Source organism: Lysobacter changpingensis, assembly GCF_017308985.1.
GTDB lineage: Bacteria > Pseudomonadota > Gammaproteobacteria > Xanthomonadales > Xanthomonadaceae > Lysobacter_J > Lysobacter_J changpingensis.
Map to the genome: position 1 here is coordinate 770,115 of NZ_JADWPE010000002.1, position 15,378 is coordinate 785,492.

17 protein-coding genes are annotated in these 15,378 nt (G+C 69.4%); 2 read left to right on the forward strand and 15 right to left on the reverse strand.

The window, feature by feature from the left end:
• Window positions 1–15 precede the first annotated feature (15 nt).
• The gene (locus I4U41_RS05175) at window positions 16–225 is read right to left on the reverse strand and encodes a hypothetical protein (protein ID WP_206860034.1); all 210 of its coding nucleotides are present in this window, start codon (window positions 223–225) and stop codon (window positions 16–18) included.
• Between the two features lie 104 nt (window positions 226–329).
• The gene (locus I4U41_RS05180) at window positions 330–530 is read right to left on the reverse strand and encodes a hypothetical protein (protein ID WP_206860035.1); all 201 of its coding nucleotides are present in this window, start codon (window positions 528–530) and stop codon (window positions 330–332) included.
• A 207-nt stretch (window positions 531–737) separates the two neighbouring features.
• Between I4U41_RS05180 and I4U41_RS05185 the strand changes: the two genes are divergently transcribed.
• Window positions 738–1,466, forward strand: a complete 729-nt coding sequence (locus I4U41_RS05185; protein ID WP_206860036.1) for an energy transducer TonB — start codon at window positions 738–740, stop codon at window positions 1,464–1,466.
• Here the strand turns inward: I4U41_RS05185 and I4U41_RS05190 are convergent.
• The 13 genes from I4U41_RS05190 to gspE form a co-directional block, all read right to left on the reverse strand.
• The gene (locus tag I4U41_RS05190; RefSeq protein ID WP_206860413.1) at window positions 1,461–2,327 is read right to left on the reverse strand and encodes a glycosyltransferase; all 867 of its coding nucleotides are present in this window, start codon (window positions 2,325–2,327) and stop codon (window positions 1,461–1,463) included. The genes I4U41_RS05185 and I4U41_RS05190 overlap by 6 nt on opposite strands.
• Window positions 2,314–3,171, reverse strand: coding sequence for a glycosyltransferase (locus I4U41_RS05195; protein ID WP_206860037.1), 858 nt, complete (start codon window positions 3,169–3,171; stop codon window positions 2,314–2,316). The genes I4U41_RS05190 and I4U41_RS05195 overlap by 14 nt, the downstream gene beginning before the upstream one ends.
• On the reverse strand, window positions 3,168–5,405 hold the full coding sequence (gene gspD, locus I4U41_RS05200; RefSeq protein WP_206860038.1) for a type II secretion system secretin GspD: 2,238 nt from the start codon (window positions 5,403–5,405) through the stop codon (window positions 3,168–3,170). Before gspD ends, I4U41_RS05195 begins: the two co-directional genes overlap by 4 nt.
• 23 nt (window positions 5,406–5,428) lie before the next feature.
• Window positions 5,429–6,271: a general secretion pathway protein GspN gene (locus I4U41_RS05205; RefSeq protein ID WP_206860039.1), complete on the reverse strand. Its 843-nt coding sequence runs from the start codon at window positions 6,269–6,271 to the stop codon at window positions 5,429–5,431.
• Complete coding sequence (gene gspM, locus I4U41_RS05210; RefSeq protein WP_206860414.1) at window positions 6,261–6,893, reverse strand: type II secretion system protein GspM; 633 nt, start codon at window positions 6,891–6,893, stop codon at window positions 6,261–6,263. The genes I4U41_RS05205 and gspM overlap by 11 nt, the downstream gene beginning before the upstream one ends.
• 28 nt (window positions 6,894–6,921) lie before the next feature.
• Window positions 6,922–8,139, reverse strand: a complete 1,218-nt coding sequence (locus tag I4U41_RS05215) for a PilN domain-containing protein (protein WP_206860040.1) — start codon at window positions 8,137–8,139, stop codon at window positions 6,922–6,924.
• The gene (locus I4U41_RS05220) at window positions 8,136–9,029 is read right to left on the reverse strand and encodes a type II secretion system minor pseudopilin (RefSeq protein WP_206860041.1); all 894 of its coding nucleotides are present in this window, start codon (window positions 9,027–9,029) and stop codon (window positions 8,136–8,138) included. Before I4U41_RS05220 ends, I4U41_RS05215 begins: the two co-directional genes overlap by 4 nt.
• Entirely contained in the window at window positions 9,026–9,673 is a 648-nt protein-coding gene (locus I4U41_RS05225) for a prepilin-type N-terminal cleavage/methylation domain-containing protein (protein ID WP_206860042.1), read from the reverse strand. Before I4U41_RS05225 ends, I4U41_RS05220 begins: the two co-directional genes overlap by 4 nt.
• Window positions 9,670–10,182 carry a type II secretion system protein XpsI gene (gene xpsI / locus I4U41_RS05230; RefSeq protein WP_242524988.1) on the reverse strand — a complete coding sequence of 171 codons (513 nt, stop codon included), beginning with the start codon at window positions 10,180–10,182 and terminating at the stop codon, window positions 9,670–9,672. Before xpsI ends, I4U41_RS05225 begins: the two co-directional genes overlap by 4 nt.
• On the reverse strand, window positions 10,179–10,631 hold the full coding sequence (gene xpsH, locus I4U41_RS05235; protein WP_242524989.1) for a type II secretion system protein XpsH: 453 nt from the start codon (window positions 10,629–10,631) through the stop codon (window positions 10,179–10,181). Before xpsH ends, xpsI begins: the two co-directional genes overlap by 4 nt.
• 27 nt (window positions 10,632–10,658) lie before the next feature.
• Entirely contained in the window at window positions 10,659–11,093 is a 435-nt protein-coding gene (gspG, locus tag I4U41_RS05240) for a type II secretion system major pseudopilin GspG (RefSeq protein WP_206860043.1), read from the reverse strand.
• A 203-nt stretch (window positions 11,094–11,296) separates the two neighbouring features.
• Window positions 11,297–12,514, reverse strand: a complete 1,218-nt coding sequence (gene xpsF, locus I4U41_RS05245; protein ID WP_206860044.1) for a type II secretion system protein XpsF — start codon at window positions 12,512–12,514, stop codon at window positions 11,297–11,299.
• Between the two features lie 4 nt (window positions 12,515–12,518).
• On the reverse strand, window positions 12,519–14,240 hold the full coding sequence (gene gspE, locus I4U41_RS05250; protein WP_206860045.1) for a type II secretion system ATPase GspE: 1,722 nt from the start codon (window positions 14,238–14,240) through the stop codon (window positions 12,519–12,521).
• A gap of 166 nt (window positions 14,241–14,406) precedes the next feature.
• Between gspE and I4U41_RS05255 the strand changes: the two genes are divergently transcribed.
• Window positions 14,407–14,940, forward strand: a complete 534-nt coding sequence (locus I4U41_RS05255; RefSeq protein WP_206860046.1) for a tetratricopeptide repeat protein — start codon at window positions 14,407–14,409, stop codon at window positions 14,938–14,940.
• Window positions 14,941–15,378 lie beyond the last annotated feature (438 nt).

A 15,378-nucleotide genomic window follows, 5' to 3' on the forward strand; every position in this document is an offset into this window, starting at 1 on the left:
GCGTTTGAGCTCCGCTCACTCATCGCGTTGTTTCGTACGCAACAACATCTCCAGCCCCGCGAAGATGAGGCCGGCTCCGGCCGGCACTTTGTATTCGCCAAACGCGATCGGCCAGCGATGAATCACTCCATCACGGGACGCGATGAGGGTGAGACCAGCGCTCACAAGCGTGGATGGCCACAGCAGATCGCCGAGCTTCGCCGAACGGACCGTAGGTGTACGCATCCTTGCGGGTTCCCGTGCTGCTCGCGGTGGCGACAACGCTGCCGAGCTGGTCGCGGTACAGCCACGTCTTGGCGGATTGATCGATCAGCCCGGGTTTCGGGCGATCAAGGCGAAGTCGTTACCGTCGACGTCCGGTTTCCCGCGGCGTCGTACGTGTAGTTGACCATCGTGGTCGTGGTACCGACCGTGTACACGACGCGAATCACGCGTCCGAGCGAGTCGTAGGTGTAGGCCACGGAGCCTGCATATGCCTGCGATCCGAGCAGCAAGCACGAGACGATCAATGCGGCGCAGAAATGCTTCATGCGTACTCCCCTTCTCTCCATGATCCGGGAGTCACGTTATCTCCGCATTCAGACAGGCACTACGCGTAAAAGTCGTAGCGACTTCCTCGTATTGACGCTCGCGTAGCGCCGCTATTCGCTGCCAATCCGGAGCTTTTCCGCTCCCACAAGAACCGTGCGGGATGGCGAACGTCGCGCACATCACCGCGCACGAACACTGAGATCTGCATGGACAACAGCACCTCATCCAATGAAGATCGACTGATAGCCGCGATCCTTGCGCTCGGGTTGCCACTGTTTATGGTCGTGTGGTTGATGGATCCGACGACACTGACCGCCGACGACAAGTACGGATTCACGCCGGACGATGCATTGCAGATCGAATGGATTCCAGCGACATCGCCGGCAAAGCCCACCCATGCAATGCAAGCGATCAGCGTGCCTGATGTCGTGCCGGAGCCCTCGACCGAAGAGCTGCCAACGCCGAGTTCCGACGCGCCAACCACCTCGGTCGCCACGCAAGAAGATGCAGCTCCCGTCGGCCTTCCCGTCGACACCTCTGGTTCCGTTTACGACCCAAGCCGCACACAGACGGTTGCGCCCGACGCCAGGGCATTCGTGCGATTGACCCCGGCGAACGATGAAACGACTGCCGCACACCTCGACGGCGCTTCCTGGATCGAGAATCCGCCGGCCTTTTCCGAATCCCTGCGGACACAGTCGAACGCGCGTGTCGTTCTCGAACTCGAGGTGGACGAGACTGGAGCCATCACTCACGCCGCCATCGCCGAATCCAGCGGCTCTGAGGAGATCGACCTGAGTGCAATGAGCGCCGCTCACGCGTGGCATTTCGAGCCGGAACGTCGCGCCGGCATCGCTGTCCGGACAACCGTGCGCCTGGATGTCGTCGTACAGGTGGAAGGGAACGGCGGCGCCGAAGACAGCCAACCGCTATGACTTGAGTCGCGCCCGCAGGTACGCCACCGGAAACCGCAACCAGACCGCCGCGAACACCGCCGCCGACATCGCGATGCCGCGACGCGGCGCTTCGAACTTGCGGTAATAACGCCACAGCCCGCGATGCTTGTGCCATTCGACGAAGAACGGACGCGAGCGGCTCGATACGCCGCGCACGTGCAACACGCGGACGTGGTTGGCGACGGCGACCAGCGCGCCGGATTCGCGGGCGCGACGCGAGAGGTCGAGATCCTCGGCGTGCAGGCGATAGCCTTCGTCGAAGCCGTGCAGGCGTTCGAACAATGCGCGCGGCATGAGCATCAATGCGCCCGACACCGCTTCGACCTGCTGCAGCGCGCGCGTGTCGTCGATGGGCAATTCGAGTTTCGGTGCGGGCGTGCCGCCGAGTGCGGCGGTCAGCATCGCGCCGAAGTCTGGGTCGCGCCGGCGCGCGGCACCGTCGCGCACGCCCTCGTCGTCGACCAGGTCGGCGCCGAGCAGCGCCTCGCCCTGCCTTGCCGCGAGTGCGCGCAGGCGCGCAAGCGTGTCGCGTTCGACCAGGCAATCGGGATTGACGAACGCGAGCCACTGCACGCCCTCGCCCGCGTCGCGCGCGCCCTGGTTGCAGGCGGTGCCGAAGCCGGGATTGTCGGGATTGGCGATGAAGCGCACGCGCGCATCGTGGCTGGCGTGGCGCTGGACGATCTCCAGCGTGCCGTCGTCGGAGTTGTTGTCGACCACGCGGATCGCGTGCACGCCATCGGCCGCGCGCAGGCGCGTCAGGCAGTCGTCGATGGTTTCGGCGCTGCGGTAGGTCACCACCACCGCGGCGATGCCGGCGCTGGCGTCAGGCGAAGAGATCACGTTGCGGTTCCGGAGGTCCGAGGTGTTCGAGCAGCGCCGCAAGCTGCGCACGCGACGCGCGCAGTGGGTCCTGCATGAGGTGGTTCGCCAGACGCGCGTGCCAGTCGGGCCAGCGCGCGGCGAGCGCGTCCATGTCGCCGTCGAACGGCACGCCTTCGCCACGGCGCGCGACGAAGGCGGTATCGCACAGGGCGTTGCGCCAGCCCAGGCCGGACAGGCGCAGCGACAGATCGATCAGCGCCGCATACCACGAGCCATAACTGCTCGCGTCGAGTCCGCCCGCACGACGTCGCGCCGTGCCGCGCAGCAGCACGGCGTGGCTCACGGCGGCGGGAAGTTCCGGGTGCAGCGCCGGCATCGCCTTGGCGGCGCGCGCGACGCGTTCGAGATCGTCAGGTACCGGTTCGATCTCGCCGATGCGCGGCCACGAGGCGGCTTCGCCCGCGTTGCTCCACGGCGTGGCGGTCGCGATCGCGCCATCGCCGGCGAGGCTGGCGACGAGTCGTGCGAGCCAGCCGGGCGCGGGTAGCGAATCGCTGGCGAGCACCGCGACGTCGGCATCGCCGCATGCGCCCAGCACTTCGTCCAGGTGCGCGACTTCGCCGACGCTGCGCTGGCGGCGCGTGTAGTCGGCCTTCAATGCGGTGCGCGCGATCCAGCGTTCGATGATCGCGTAGCCGCGCGGGCCGGCCTGCGCGTCGTCGGCCAGCCACACCGGCGTGCCCGGCGCGGTGGCGGCGTCGAGTGCGGCCAGGCAGGCGTCGAGCGCGTCGTCGTCCGGGCCGACCGGGACGACGACGATGGGCCCGACGACCGCCGGCGAGGCGGTCGTCTTCGTCACTGTTGCTGGCCTGGGCGGCGAGGCTTCTTCTGCAGCGGCTCCATCGCGCGGAAACGACGGGTGTATTCGTCGGTGAGATTGCGCGCTTCCTGCGGGTTGCGCACGATCGTCGGCGTGAGCAGCACGATCACTTCGTTGCGCGTCTTGCTCGAACGCTGCTGGCCGAACAGGCCGCCGATCACCGGGATGCGGCTCAGGCCCGGGAAACCCGACGCTCCGCGTTCGACGCTGTCGCTGATGAGGCCGGCGAGCATCACCGTGTCGCCGCTCTGCACCGCGGCTTCCGTCTTGAGCTTGCGCGTGTCGATGCGCACGTTGCCGTTCTGGTCGGCGGTGGACTGGGCGCCGGGCGAGCTGACTTCCTGCACCATGTCGAGGAACACCACGCCATCCTTCGCCACGCGCGGGCGCACCTTGAGGATGATGCCGGTGTCCATGTACTGCACCTGGCTGTAAGTGTTGTCGCTGCCGGTGGTCGGATTGAAGGTGACGGACGAGATCGGAATCTTGCTGCCGACGTTGAGCGTCGCCTCGGCGTTGTTGCGCACGACCACGGACGGCGTCTGCAGCAGTTGCAGGTCGGTGACCGAATCCAGTGCGCTGATGACCGCCGCCGCATTGCGGCCGAGGAAGGTCCACGCCAGGCCGCCGCCCCCTTCGCCGTCGCCGGGCAGGATGCTGCCGGCGAGCGTGCTCCACGTCGTGCGGCCGACCGCGCTGGGCAGGCCTGCGTCGGTGACGGCGCGTTCGAAGTACCAGTTGACGCCGTATTTCAGGTCGCCTTCGAGCTGCACCTCCACCACCTGGGCTTCGATGTGCACCTGCATGGGCATCACGTCGAGGCGTTCGATCACGTCGCGGATCGACTTCCATGCCGACGGACTGCTGCGCACGATGATCGAGTTGGTTTCCTCCACCGCCGACACGCCGACGCGGTCGCCGTTGACGTCGAGGGTGAGGGCGGCGTTGCCGTTCTGCTGCTGGCCCAGCGACAGCGTGCCATTGGAGCCGGTACCGCTTCCGGTGCCGGTGTCCATGCCGGTGCCGTCCTGGTAGTTGCCGAGCGTCGCGGTGCTGCCGGCGTCGGTGTCCTTCAGCTCCACCGATTCCAGTCCCGGCATGAGCGAGGGCGGACCACCGGTCCCGCCCGCGCCACCGCCGCGCCCGGACCCGAACACGTCCGCCAGGCGGTCGGCGAGGTCCTTGGCCTTGATGTACTTCAGCTCGTACGAGAACAGCTGCACGCTGCCGCCGGCGCTGTCGATGCGGTCGAGCCACTGCTGGATGTCGTCGAGGTAGTTCGCCTGCGAGGTGATGACCAGCACCGCATTGGCGCCTTCCAGCGGCATGAAGCGGAACATGCCCGCGACCGGCGACTTGCTCTGTTCGCCGAACACTTTCTCCAGGTCGGCCACGACCTGGGACGCCTTGCCCGACTGCAGCGGGAACACGCCCACCGACATGCCCGACAGCCAGTCGACGTCGAACACCTCGATCGTGCGCATGTAGTTTTCGAGTTCCGCGCGGCTGCCGCCGACGGTGATCACGTTGCGCGAGTTGTCGACGTTGACGATCGCGTTCGGCCGCGCGTACGGCTTTAGGATCTTCTCCATCTCCGTCGCCGAGACGTACTTCAGCGGCACCGTGCGCACTTCGAAACCGCGCGCGGTGCTCGGCGCGCCGGTGCGCGCGGCGACGTTGCCCGCCAGCGCCTGGTCGGCCGGCACGATGTTGTAGCGACCGCCGTTGTAGACCAGGCGGGCGTTGTTCCAGCCCAGCACCATCTCCAGCAGGTTCAGCGCTTCGGCCGGGCTCACCCGCTTGGGCGTGGCGAGCGTGACCGTGCCCTGCACGCCCGGCGCGATCACGTAGTTCTGGCCGAGCATGTCGCCCAGGATCGCCTTGACCACCGCATGCAGCGATTCGCCTTCGAAATTGAACGTGGCCGCTCCCGTGGTCCCGCCCAGGCCCGGCGGCGGCGCGGAGGCCGCGCTGCGGTTGATGACCTGGCCGGTGCCGCGACGGATCTGCGGACGCGCGTCGCCGCCGGCGGTGGACTCGGGCAGGGTTTCCTGGGTCGTGGCGCCGGGCGCCGTAGCGGGTGCGCCAGCCTGGCCGGGTGGCACCTCGGCGCGGCGGATGTCCGGCACGGGTGCGGTCGCGCACGAGGCCAGCAGGCTGGCGATGGTCGCGGTCGCGATCGCCTGTGCGGCGAGGCTGGGGCGGAGCTTCATCGGACGAGGCTTCATGCAGTCTCTCAAGGCGTCTGGGCCGGGGGTTGCGCGGATTGCTGCTGCCGCATCTGCGCGCGACGCGCTTCGATCCGCTTGCGGATGGCTTCCATCTGCGCCTCCGGCGTCATCGGCGTGTTTTCGCTGGGTTCGGGCGCAGGCGGCGGGGCCGGCTGCGCCTGGGGGTTGGCATTGCCGTTCGCGCTGCGGTTCTGCGCGGCGGCGTTGTTCGCCGGACGCGCGTTGGCGGCGGGGCGTGCGGCGCTGGTCGAAGCGCTCGGCGGCGGCGCGACCGGAACGCCCACCGGCTGCGCCCGGTTCGCACCGGGCAGCGCGTTGTTCACCGCGGTCGGCGGCTGGCCGCCCTGCCCGTCGAACACGCGCAGCATCATCTCGCGACGGCCTTCTGGACCTTCGAACACGGCGCTGCGTGCATCCAGCGCGGTCAGACGCCAGGCCGGATGCGATTCGGGCACTTCGCCGAGCCTCACGCGCACCGATTCGCTGCCGTCGGCCGGCTGCAGGATCGCCATCTGCAGGGTCGGCGTAATCAGCACGCTGGTCAGCACGTAATCGAACGCGGTCTGCTGGCCTTCGCCCTCGCCTTCGCCCTGCAGGAAGAACGGCTTGGGCTGGCGGTCCTGCGAGAACAGCGGACGCTGCGCGATGGCCGCGTACTGCGACAACGGGCCGAGCCGTTGCGGCGCGGGAGGCCGCGCGTTCGGCAACGGGCGCAGCAGGCCGGGGTCGGCGTCCAGGGCCTGCGCGTGCCGGCCCATGCCGAACACCGCCAAGCCCCAGGCGAGCACCGCCCAGCCGGCGACGGTCGCCAGCAGCCAGGTGCGCGGACCGGCGTCGTCAAGGCGCACGCGGCACCTCCGCGGTGTTGGGCGAGGGACGCAGGTAGCCGTAGAGGTCGAAGCTCACGTCGAGTCCGCCGTCGCCGCTGGGCTGGTTCGCGCCGGGCAGGAAGTAGCCGCGCGAGGACAACAGGTTGAGGTTGCCGACGAACAGGCGCGGCGATCCGCTTTCCAGCGCGTACAGCACGCTCGCCAGTTCCGGCGTGCCGCAGCGCAGGCGCACCTGCACGATCACGCGCGCGTAGCGTTCGCGGCGCGGCTCGCTGAGCGGCGAGCGGTTGCTGATCGCGCAGCTGCGATTGCCCGGGCTGGCCTCGGCGACGACACGTTCCAGCCGCTGCACGAGGCCGGCGGTCGCCAGTTCCGCGCTGCTTTCGGGAAGGAATCCGGGCGAACGCGCCTGCTGCGCACGCACCTGCGCGAGGCGCTGCTGCACCTGCGGCGCCTGCTGCAGCTGCATGCGCTGGCGCAGTTCGCGCTGCTGCAGGGTTTCGACGCGTTCGTTGGCTTCCAGCATCGGCGCGGTGAACCACGGATGCACGAGCACCAGATAGCCCAGCAGCAGCGCCGCGAGCAGCAGGCCGAGCGCGAGCCACTGGTCGCGGCCGATGCGTCGCGCCGGCGTCGCCATCGGCGCCTGCGCCTGCACGGAGGTCGGTTCAACCGCCATCGGCGTCCTCCGGCTGCGGTTGCGGGGGTGCGCGCTGCGCGGCGGGCGCGGGCGCGCCGAGTTCGGCGGTCAGGGTGAAACGGTCGCGGCTGGTCACGGGATCGGGCATCAGCGCGCCGGTCAGCGACGGCGCGCGCCACAGCCTGGATCCCTGCAGGCGCTGCACCAGCGACGGCGCCTCGCGGCTGAGGCCGATCATCAGCAGGTTGCCGTCCTCGACGGCGAGCTTTTCCAGGTACGTGCTGTCGGGCAGGCGCCGGGTGAGTTCGTCGAGCACTTCCACCGTGGTCGGCCGCTGCGCGCGCTCGCGGTCGAGGAAGGCCTGGCCTTCGATCAGGTCGATCAACGCCTGCCGCTGCGCCGCGGCGTCGCGCGCGGCGGTCGCCTGCTGGGCGATGCGCGCTTCGAGTTCGTCGGCCGCCGCGCGGCGATTGGCGAGCAGCTGCCACATCGTCGCGGCGACGGCGATCACCGCCAGCGCGGCAAGCGCGAGGTTCCAGTAGCGGAAGGCATCGCCGTGGCGGCGACGCAGCGCTGGATCGAGCAGGTTCACGCCCAGCGGCATGCCGTTCTCGGCGCACAGGTCGATGCCGGCCAGCGATCCGGCCATCGGGCCGAGCGCCGCCATCGGCGCCTCCAGGCGCTGGCGCGGCACGACGACGAGTTCGGCCTCGATCAGCCCATCGGTATCGCGACGGCCGAGCACGCGCGCGTCGAAGGCGACGGTGTCGGCGGAGAACGGGGTCTGGCGGTCGATCTCGAAACCGACCACGTCGCGGAGCCGGTCGCCCGCGGCGCCCGGCAGGGTCAGTCGGCGGCGCAGGCCGGCGGCGGCCGGCAGGAGCAGCCAGCGCGGCAGGTCGGCCAGGCGCGACGGAAGCAGCGTCGCCAGCGGATCCACCGGCGCGACGATGGCGTCCTCGTCCGGCAACGCCAGCTGCGGCACCGCGCCGAGGTCGCGGAGATCGCCGGCCTGCTGGAGCCGCAACTGCACCGCATCGCCCTGCACCTGCAGCAGCAGCCGGCCGCGATCGAACCCGAGCACGCGGCGCACCCGCGCCGGCAGCCAGGCGGCGAGGTTGTGCGCCCACCAGTGCGCGAACCCGCCCGCGCCGGGCGCGAGGCGCGCGCCCAGGCGACGCAGCCGGTCCTGCGCCCAGTCGGCGGCAGGCCGGTTCGGGGACCGGCTTTCGCTCCTAGCGTTCATCGCGGTGATGCTCCCTCCTCCCAGCGCAACGGCACGTACGCCATGCCAGGCAGGCCTCCTCCGCCCGTACGAACCACCGCTCGCAGCAGCGACTGACGACCATCCGGAAGCCGCGCGCGGCTGTCGATACTATAGGTGCCGCTGCCGGCGCCGGCCATGTTCGGGCCTGTCGAGGCGCCGTCCACGGGCAGCGAACCGGCCGGTCGACCGCGCTGGGCCACCAGCTCGGCGCCGTTCAATCCCATCGCATCGAGCAGTACCGCAGACGCATACGCGGGATCCGGCTGGGCTCGGCCGCTGAAGACGGTCAGGTCCGGTTCCAGCTTTGCGTACAGCTCCGGCGTCATGCCCAGCACCTGCAGCAGTTCGGCCACGCTTTCGAAGTCCGCGTCCTTGGCGCCGTAGGGGCGGCCGGCAGCTTCGTAGTCCCCGTCCTCGGCGCCGCCGGCGGGCTGGGTCAGCGGGTCCGCATCGCGCCAGTCGATGATGGCCCCGGCGATGCGCCCGGCCTCGGACGGCTCCACGCCGTGGCGCTGGATCAACGCGGCGAGCAGCGGATGCGGCGCCTGGTTGATGTCGAGCTTGCCGTTCTCGTCGACGATCCTCACCTCGACCTGCGCATCGCCGAAGCGCCAGGGGTGCGGCTGGCCGTCGGGCTTCCACTGCAGGCGCGCGTCCGGCAGCGCGACGCGGGTCAGCGAATATTCCAGCCCCGCGCGCGCGGCGTTGGACGCCACCAGTCCGCGCACCAGCACGCGGCCCTGCAACGCCTCCACGCGTGCGGCGAGCGCGAAACCGCCGATCAGCGCGGTCAGCAGCACGATCAGCCACAGCACCAGGATCAGCGCGGCGCCGCGTGCGCGTGAGGGAGTCCGCGGCGCGCGCGTCATTGCGTCTGCACCGGTTGTGCGTACGCGCTGAACGCCGGCGCGAGCGGCAGCGAAACGATCAGCGGCGGCCATGGCACGCCGTCGCGGTCGACCATCGTCACTTCCACCAGCAGCGGCAGCTGTTCGGTCGCTTCCCACGTGTCGAGCCACTCGCCGAGGCGCCCCTCCTGATCGAGCGCGCGATAGCGGAAGCGTGCTTCGCGCAGGTTCCCCACCAGTTGCTCCGGCGGGCGCGGATCGCGCTCCTCCACGGTCTTGCCGGCCTGCACCATGCTCAGCGCGAGCGTCATCCGCACGCCCTCGCCTGCGTCCTCGATGCGGAAATCGTGCAGGTATGGGCCGCCGCGTCCGAGGTAATCGGGAATGTCGGCGACGAAGCGCATGCGCTCGCGCTCGCCGATGAAACGGATGGCGATCGCGCGCGACTGGTCGATGTCGAACGGGATCGGCCGCGTGCCGGTGAGGCGCGCGCGCAGGAAGCCTTCGACCGTGCGCATGCGCTCGCTGCGACCGGCCATCGCCTCGCCGCGCGTGGTCGTGCGTGTGGCGGCGCCGAGCGTGGCGAACGCCAGCGAAAGGCCCGCGACGAGCAGCACCATCGCGATCAGCACTTCGATGAGGGTGAAGCCACGCGCGCGGGTCATGGCAGCACGCCTCCGCTGCCGGCCGCGGCGATGCGCAGCGTGCGCAGCTGCAGGCGCTGCCCCGGCCCGTCGCCCCACTGCATCGCCAGGGTGATCTCGAACAGTTCCGGCCCGCCGAGCGTCATCGGCTGGCCGCTGGCGGCCACCGCGGGATCGCGCCACGGCGCCACGCGCAGGCGCCAGCGATAACGGCCCTGCTCGAACTCGCCATCGCGCTCGCTCGCCGCCAGGCGCTCGCCGACGCCGACCTGGTCCATCACCGACTGCGCGTACATCGCGGCGCGTCCGGCGTCGGCCGATTGCCGTACCTGCCGCGTCGAACCCGACAGGATCCCGAGCAGCAGCGTGAGCGCCATCGCGAGCAGCGCGAAGGCGACGATGACTTCCAGCAGCGTGTAGCCGGTCTGGAGCGAGGAACGAGCGGAGAGGAACGAGGAACGCGTCGAAAGCGCGCATCGGCGCGTGGCCGTGACTGGTTTCCCGTTCCTCTCCACCCGTTCCCCGTTCATGGCTGGGCCTGCGCGCGCCGCAGCTTCACTTCGCCGGTGAGCCAGGCGACGTCGATATTCCACGCTGCCCGGCGCGCGGCGAGCTGCACGCGGCCACCGGTGCTGGCGCCGTCGGGAAAGAACACGATCGCGCCTTCGCCGCGTCGCGGCTGCACTTCGCGCGCGGCGGTGAAGGTGATGCGCAACGAAGGCGGGATGTCGCCGCGGCGCCCCATCGGCGCGGCCCAGGCGCGCTTGGCCGGATCGAGCGTGAAGCGCTGCGGTTGCCCGGTCGCGATCGCGTGGGTGCGGGTGAAACGCAGCGCGGCGGACACCTGCTTCGCGCTGGAACGCAGCTGCATGCCTTCGCGACCGCCGCTCATCGCCGCCAGCGCGAGCACGCTGATGGCGGCGATCAGCGCGATCACCAGCAGCATTTCCAGCAGGGACACACCCCGCGCGCGATGCATGGCCGAATGCCCCCGCTGGGCTCGCGCTTACTCGTACTTGATGTCGCCGTCGACGCTGGTGCCGCCCGGCTTTCCATCCTTGCCCAGGCTGACCAGGTCGAACGGGCCGCTTTCGCCCGGCGCGCGGTATTCGAGCGCGTGGCCCCAAGGGTCCTTCAGCTCGGCCGGCTTCGCGTACGGGCCGAGCCAGCCGTTCACGTCGGCGGGTTGGGTGACCAGTTCCTCCAGCGAGGTCGGCAGGCGGCCGGTGTCCATCTGGAACGACTCGACCTTCCCGGCCATCGTCTGCACCTGCGCCTTGGCGATGTTGTAGTCGCCGCGATCCTTGCCGCCCAGCACGCGGCTGCCGACGAAGGCCAGCACCGCGCCGATCAGCACGATCACGATGATGATCTCGATCAGGCTCATGCCGCGCTGGCGGGCGGCCGATGGCGAACGGGTCGGTGAACGGCGGTTGCGCATGTGGGTTCCTTTGGAGTCCGGAAGAGGGGATGTTTACCCGAAAACGATTGCAAGTGGACTGACTGCGGGGGGCGATGTTCAGTTCCTGCGATGCCGGTGTGAAGGGGCATATGTCGCCTTGCGGGCCTCGCGGCGCGCTTCGTCGCGATGCCGCCCCGCTGCGTGAGGCGTCCGCGAGCGGGCCGCAGACCCGCATTGCGGACTCACCCTATCGCGTTCGTCAGCCCGTACAGCGGCATCAGCACCGCCAGCACGACGACGCCGACGACCGCCGCCAGCACGATCGTCACCACCGGCACCAGCGCGGCCAGCATGCGGTCCAGCGCCAGCGAGGTTTCCTGTTCGAACGTCTCGGCGGTCCTGACCAGCATCGCGTCCAGCGCGCCGGACTCCTCGCCGACCTGGATCATCTGCAGCGCCAGCCGCGGATAGCGCTTGCCCCGGCCGAGCGCGGTGGACAGCGCGACGCCGTTCTTCACTTCCTGCGCTGCCGCGTCCACGTCCGCCGCCAGCACGCGATTGCCCAGCACGTTGCGGCCGATGCCCAGCGCGGTGATCAGCGGCACGCCGTTGCGCACCAGCGTGCCGAGCGTGCGCGCCAGTCGCGCGGTTTCGGCCTTGGCGACCAGGCCGCCGACGAAACGCCGCTGCAGCAGCCATGCATCGAAGGCTTCGCGGAACACCGGATCGCGACGCTTGCGATCGAACCACCACAGCGCCAGCGCAGGCACCGCGAGCAGCAGGATCCACCAGTCGCGCACGAACAGGCCGATGGCCAGCACGATCTGCGTGAACACCGGCAGCTCGGCATCGAGACTTTCGTACATCGCGCCGAACTGCGGCACCACGTAACCGAACAGGAACAGCAGGCTGCCGCCGACCATCAGCAGCAGGATCGCGGGATAGATCAGTGCGTTGACGACGCGCCCCTGCAGGGCGCGCGTGCGTTCCAGGTAATCGGCCAGTCGCGCCAGGGTTTCCTGCAGGCTGCCGCCGGCTTCGCCCGCGCGCACCATGTTCACGTACAGCCGCGAGAACGTGCCGTGCTGGCGCTCCAGCGCCGTCGACAGCGAACTGCCGCCGCGCACCGCATCGCGCACATCGCCGATCGTGCGACGTGCGGTTTCGTCCTCGGGCAGTTCGAGCAGGATCGTGAGCGCGCGATCCAGCGGCTGTCCCGCCCCGAGCAGCGTCGCAAGCTGTTGGGTGAACTGCACCAGTCGCGCACCGGCAAAAGGCTTGGCCTTGAACAGCCCTTTCCACACCGACGCCCCGGACGCCTCGCTGGCGAGCTTCGCCTCCACCGGCAGATGCCCCTGCTCCTGCAAGCGCGCGACCACCTCCGCACTGCTGCCGGCTTCCATCTGGCCGTCGAGCAGCTCGCCGCGCGGGTTGAGGGCCTTGTAGTGGTAGAGGGGCATGGCGTTACGCGTCCTCGGTGACGCGCAACACTTCCTCGATCGTCGTCTCGCCGCGCAGGGCCTTGGCGATGCCGTCCTCGTACATCGTGCGCATGCCGTTCTGGCGCGCGATCTGCTCGATCTCGCCCATGCCGGCGTGGCGCATCACCGCGCGACGGAGTTCGTCGTTCATGACCAGGAACTCCATGATGGTCGTGCGGCCCAGGTAACCGGTCGTCGCGATCGGCGACGGCATCGGGTGGTACAGGAAGATCTCACCTTCGGGCTGGTAGCGGCGTAGATCGAAGCGCTCGATTTCCTCCGGCGAGGCGGGATAACGACGCGCATGCGTCTGTTCCAGGCGGCGGACGAGGCGCTGCGCGAGGATGCCGTTGATGGTGGAGGTCAGCAGGTAATCCTCCACGCCCATGTCGAGCAGGCGCGTGATGCCGCCGGCCGCGTTGTTGGTGTGCAGCGTGGACAGCACGAGGTGGCCGGTGAGCGCGGACTGGATCGCGATGCGGCACGTTTCCAGGTCGCGCATTTCGCCGATCATGATGATGTCGGGGTCCTGTCGCACGATGCTGCGCAGCGCGTGGGCGAAATCGAGCCCGATCTGCGGCTTGGCCTGGATCTGGTTGATGCCTTCGATCTGGTATTCGACCGGGTCCTCGACCGTGATGATCTTGACGTCAGGCGTGTTGAGTTTGCTCAGCGCGGTGTACAGCGTGGTCGTCTTGCCCGAGCCGGTCGGGCCGGTGACCAGCAGGATGCCGTGTGGCTGGTCGAGCACCTTCTGGAACTGCGGCAGGAACGCGTCCGTGAAGCCCAGGCGCTTGAAGTCGAACACCACCGTTTCGCGATCGAGCAGTCGCATCACCACGCTTTCGCCGTGCGCGGTCGGCACGGTGCTCACGCGCAGGTCGAGTTCCTTGCCCTGCACGCGCAGCATGATGCGGCCGTCCTGCGGCAGGCGGCGCTCGGCGATGTTGAGCTTGGCCATGATCTTGATGCGGCTGATCACGGCGGCGGTGAGGTTCGCCGGGGGGCTTTCGCCTTCGCTGAGCACGCCGTCGATTCGGTAACGCACCTTCAGGCGGTTCTCGAACGGCTCGATGTGGATGTCGGACGCGCGCAGTTCGACGGCGCGCTGGATGATCAGGTTCACCAGCCGGATCACCGGCGCTTCGGATGCCAGGTCGCGCAGGTGTTCGACGTCGTCGAGGTCGCCGCCCGCGCCTTCGCCCTCGGCGGTTTCGACGATCGCGCCCATCGCGCTGCGGCCCTGGCCGTACCAGCGTTCGACGAGGTCGCCGATTTCCGAACGCAGGGCCACGGCGGGATGGATGTCGCGCCCGGTCGCCAGGCGCAGCGCGTCGCGCGTGTATTCGTCCTGCGGATCGGCCATCAGCACGTCGACGGCGGCTTCGCTCTCGCCGACCGGACAGACGGCGAACTGCTTCATGAAGCGGGTGGACAGCGCGACGCCTTCGGGCGGCAGCTCCGGTGCGTCCTTGATGGCGACCAGCGGCAGGCCGAGGACTTCGGCGCAGGTTTCGGCGTGGTCGCGCTCGGACACCAGGCCTAGCCGGGCGAGCAGCGCCAGCAGGCTGCCCCCGGTTTCCTCCTGCAGGCGGCGTGCGCGGGTGAGGTCGGCATCCTTGAGGCGGCCCTTGGCGAGCAGCGCGTCGACGATGCGGTGCTCGGCGTCCGAGGGGGGAATGAGATCGTTGGCGACGGCGTTCACGCTTGTCAGGTCGTTGCCGACCGTCCTCCGCGATGGGGCCTTCGACTTTAGCAGGCCGAGGTTGACGGAAGCGCGCAGGCCCACGCGCTTTTGTCACCACGCCCTTCCCTGACGCCGGCCCGCGCCGATCGCGTACGCTTGGCCCCGTTCACAGGGGAGACAACGCATGAAGATCCGTTACGCCGCAGCAGCGGCCGTCGCCGTGTTCATCGCCGGCGCCGGCGCCGGTTACACCGCGCAAAAGGCGCAGCGCACCGCGCCGGACATGTACCACGCCAGGCAGAACCAGGACGCCGCGAAGGCGCTGCTCGCCGCCGCGCGCATCCAGGCCGGCAAGGGCAGCTGGGAGCAGATCGCGGTGGGCCGCGTGTATTACCTCGGGGGATTCAAGGCGGAAGGCCAGGCGATCTTCGACGCCATCCTCAACGGCAAGCACGAGGACAGCGACGTGTTCCGCATCGCCCGCGTGTACAGCGAAGCCGGTGAATGGTCCCGGGCGCAGCCGCTGTTCCAGCAGTATTTCAAGACCACCGACGACGACGGCACCGGCCTGGCCGAAGTCGGCGCGCTCTACCTGCTCAACGGCGACCGGCAGACGGCCGAGCAGATGTTCGACCGCTCGGTCGCGATCGAACCGGAAGACCTGTGGGCGACGCTGCACATGGCGGGCGCGTATCTGGACGTCAAGCCGCAGGAGTGAGGCGGCTCGGCTTCGGCGTAGTCGCTTGCAGGGGCGCGCAGGTGGCGACGCCGATGGCGGGCGTATCCGGTGTTCCTGAGCCGATGCGTCGGTGGAGTGGATGCCAACCCAGCTCCGGTGTCCTCAGCAGGAGCCGGTGTTTTTTTGCGTCTGCCGTCGTTCCCGCGAAGGCGGAAATCCATGTATCCGCGGCGATTCCGCTCTCCGGAAGCGGTGATGCACGCAAGCCTGGATCCCCGCCTTCGCGGGGATGACGTCTGGATGGCGGGTACGCCGCGCGCCTGTGTGCCTGGGGGCCGACTTTCGCCGGCGCGACGTACTGACTGGAGATGTTCGACACCAGGCTCCGAGCGCCGTCGGAAGGAGCGGCACTCTTCTGCCCTCGTTCCCGCGAAGCGGGAATCCACGCATCACGCCGCGTCGCTTCCTCGCGACTTC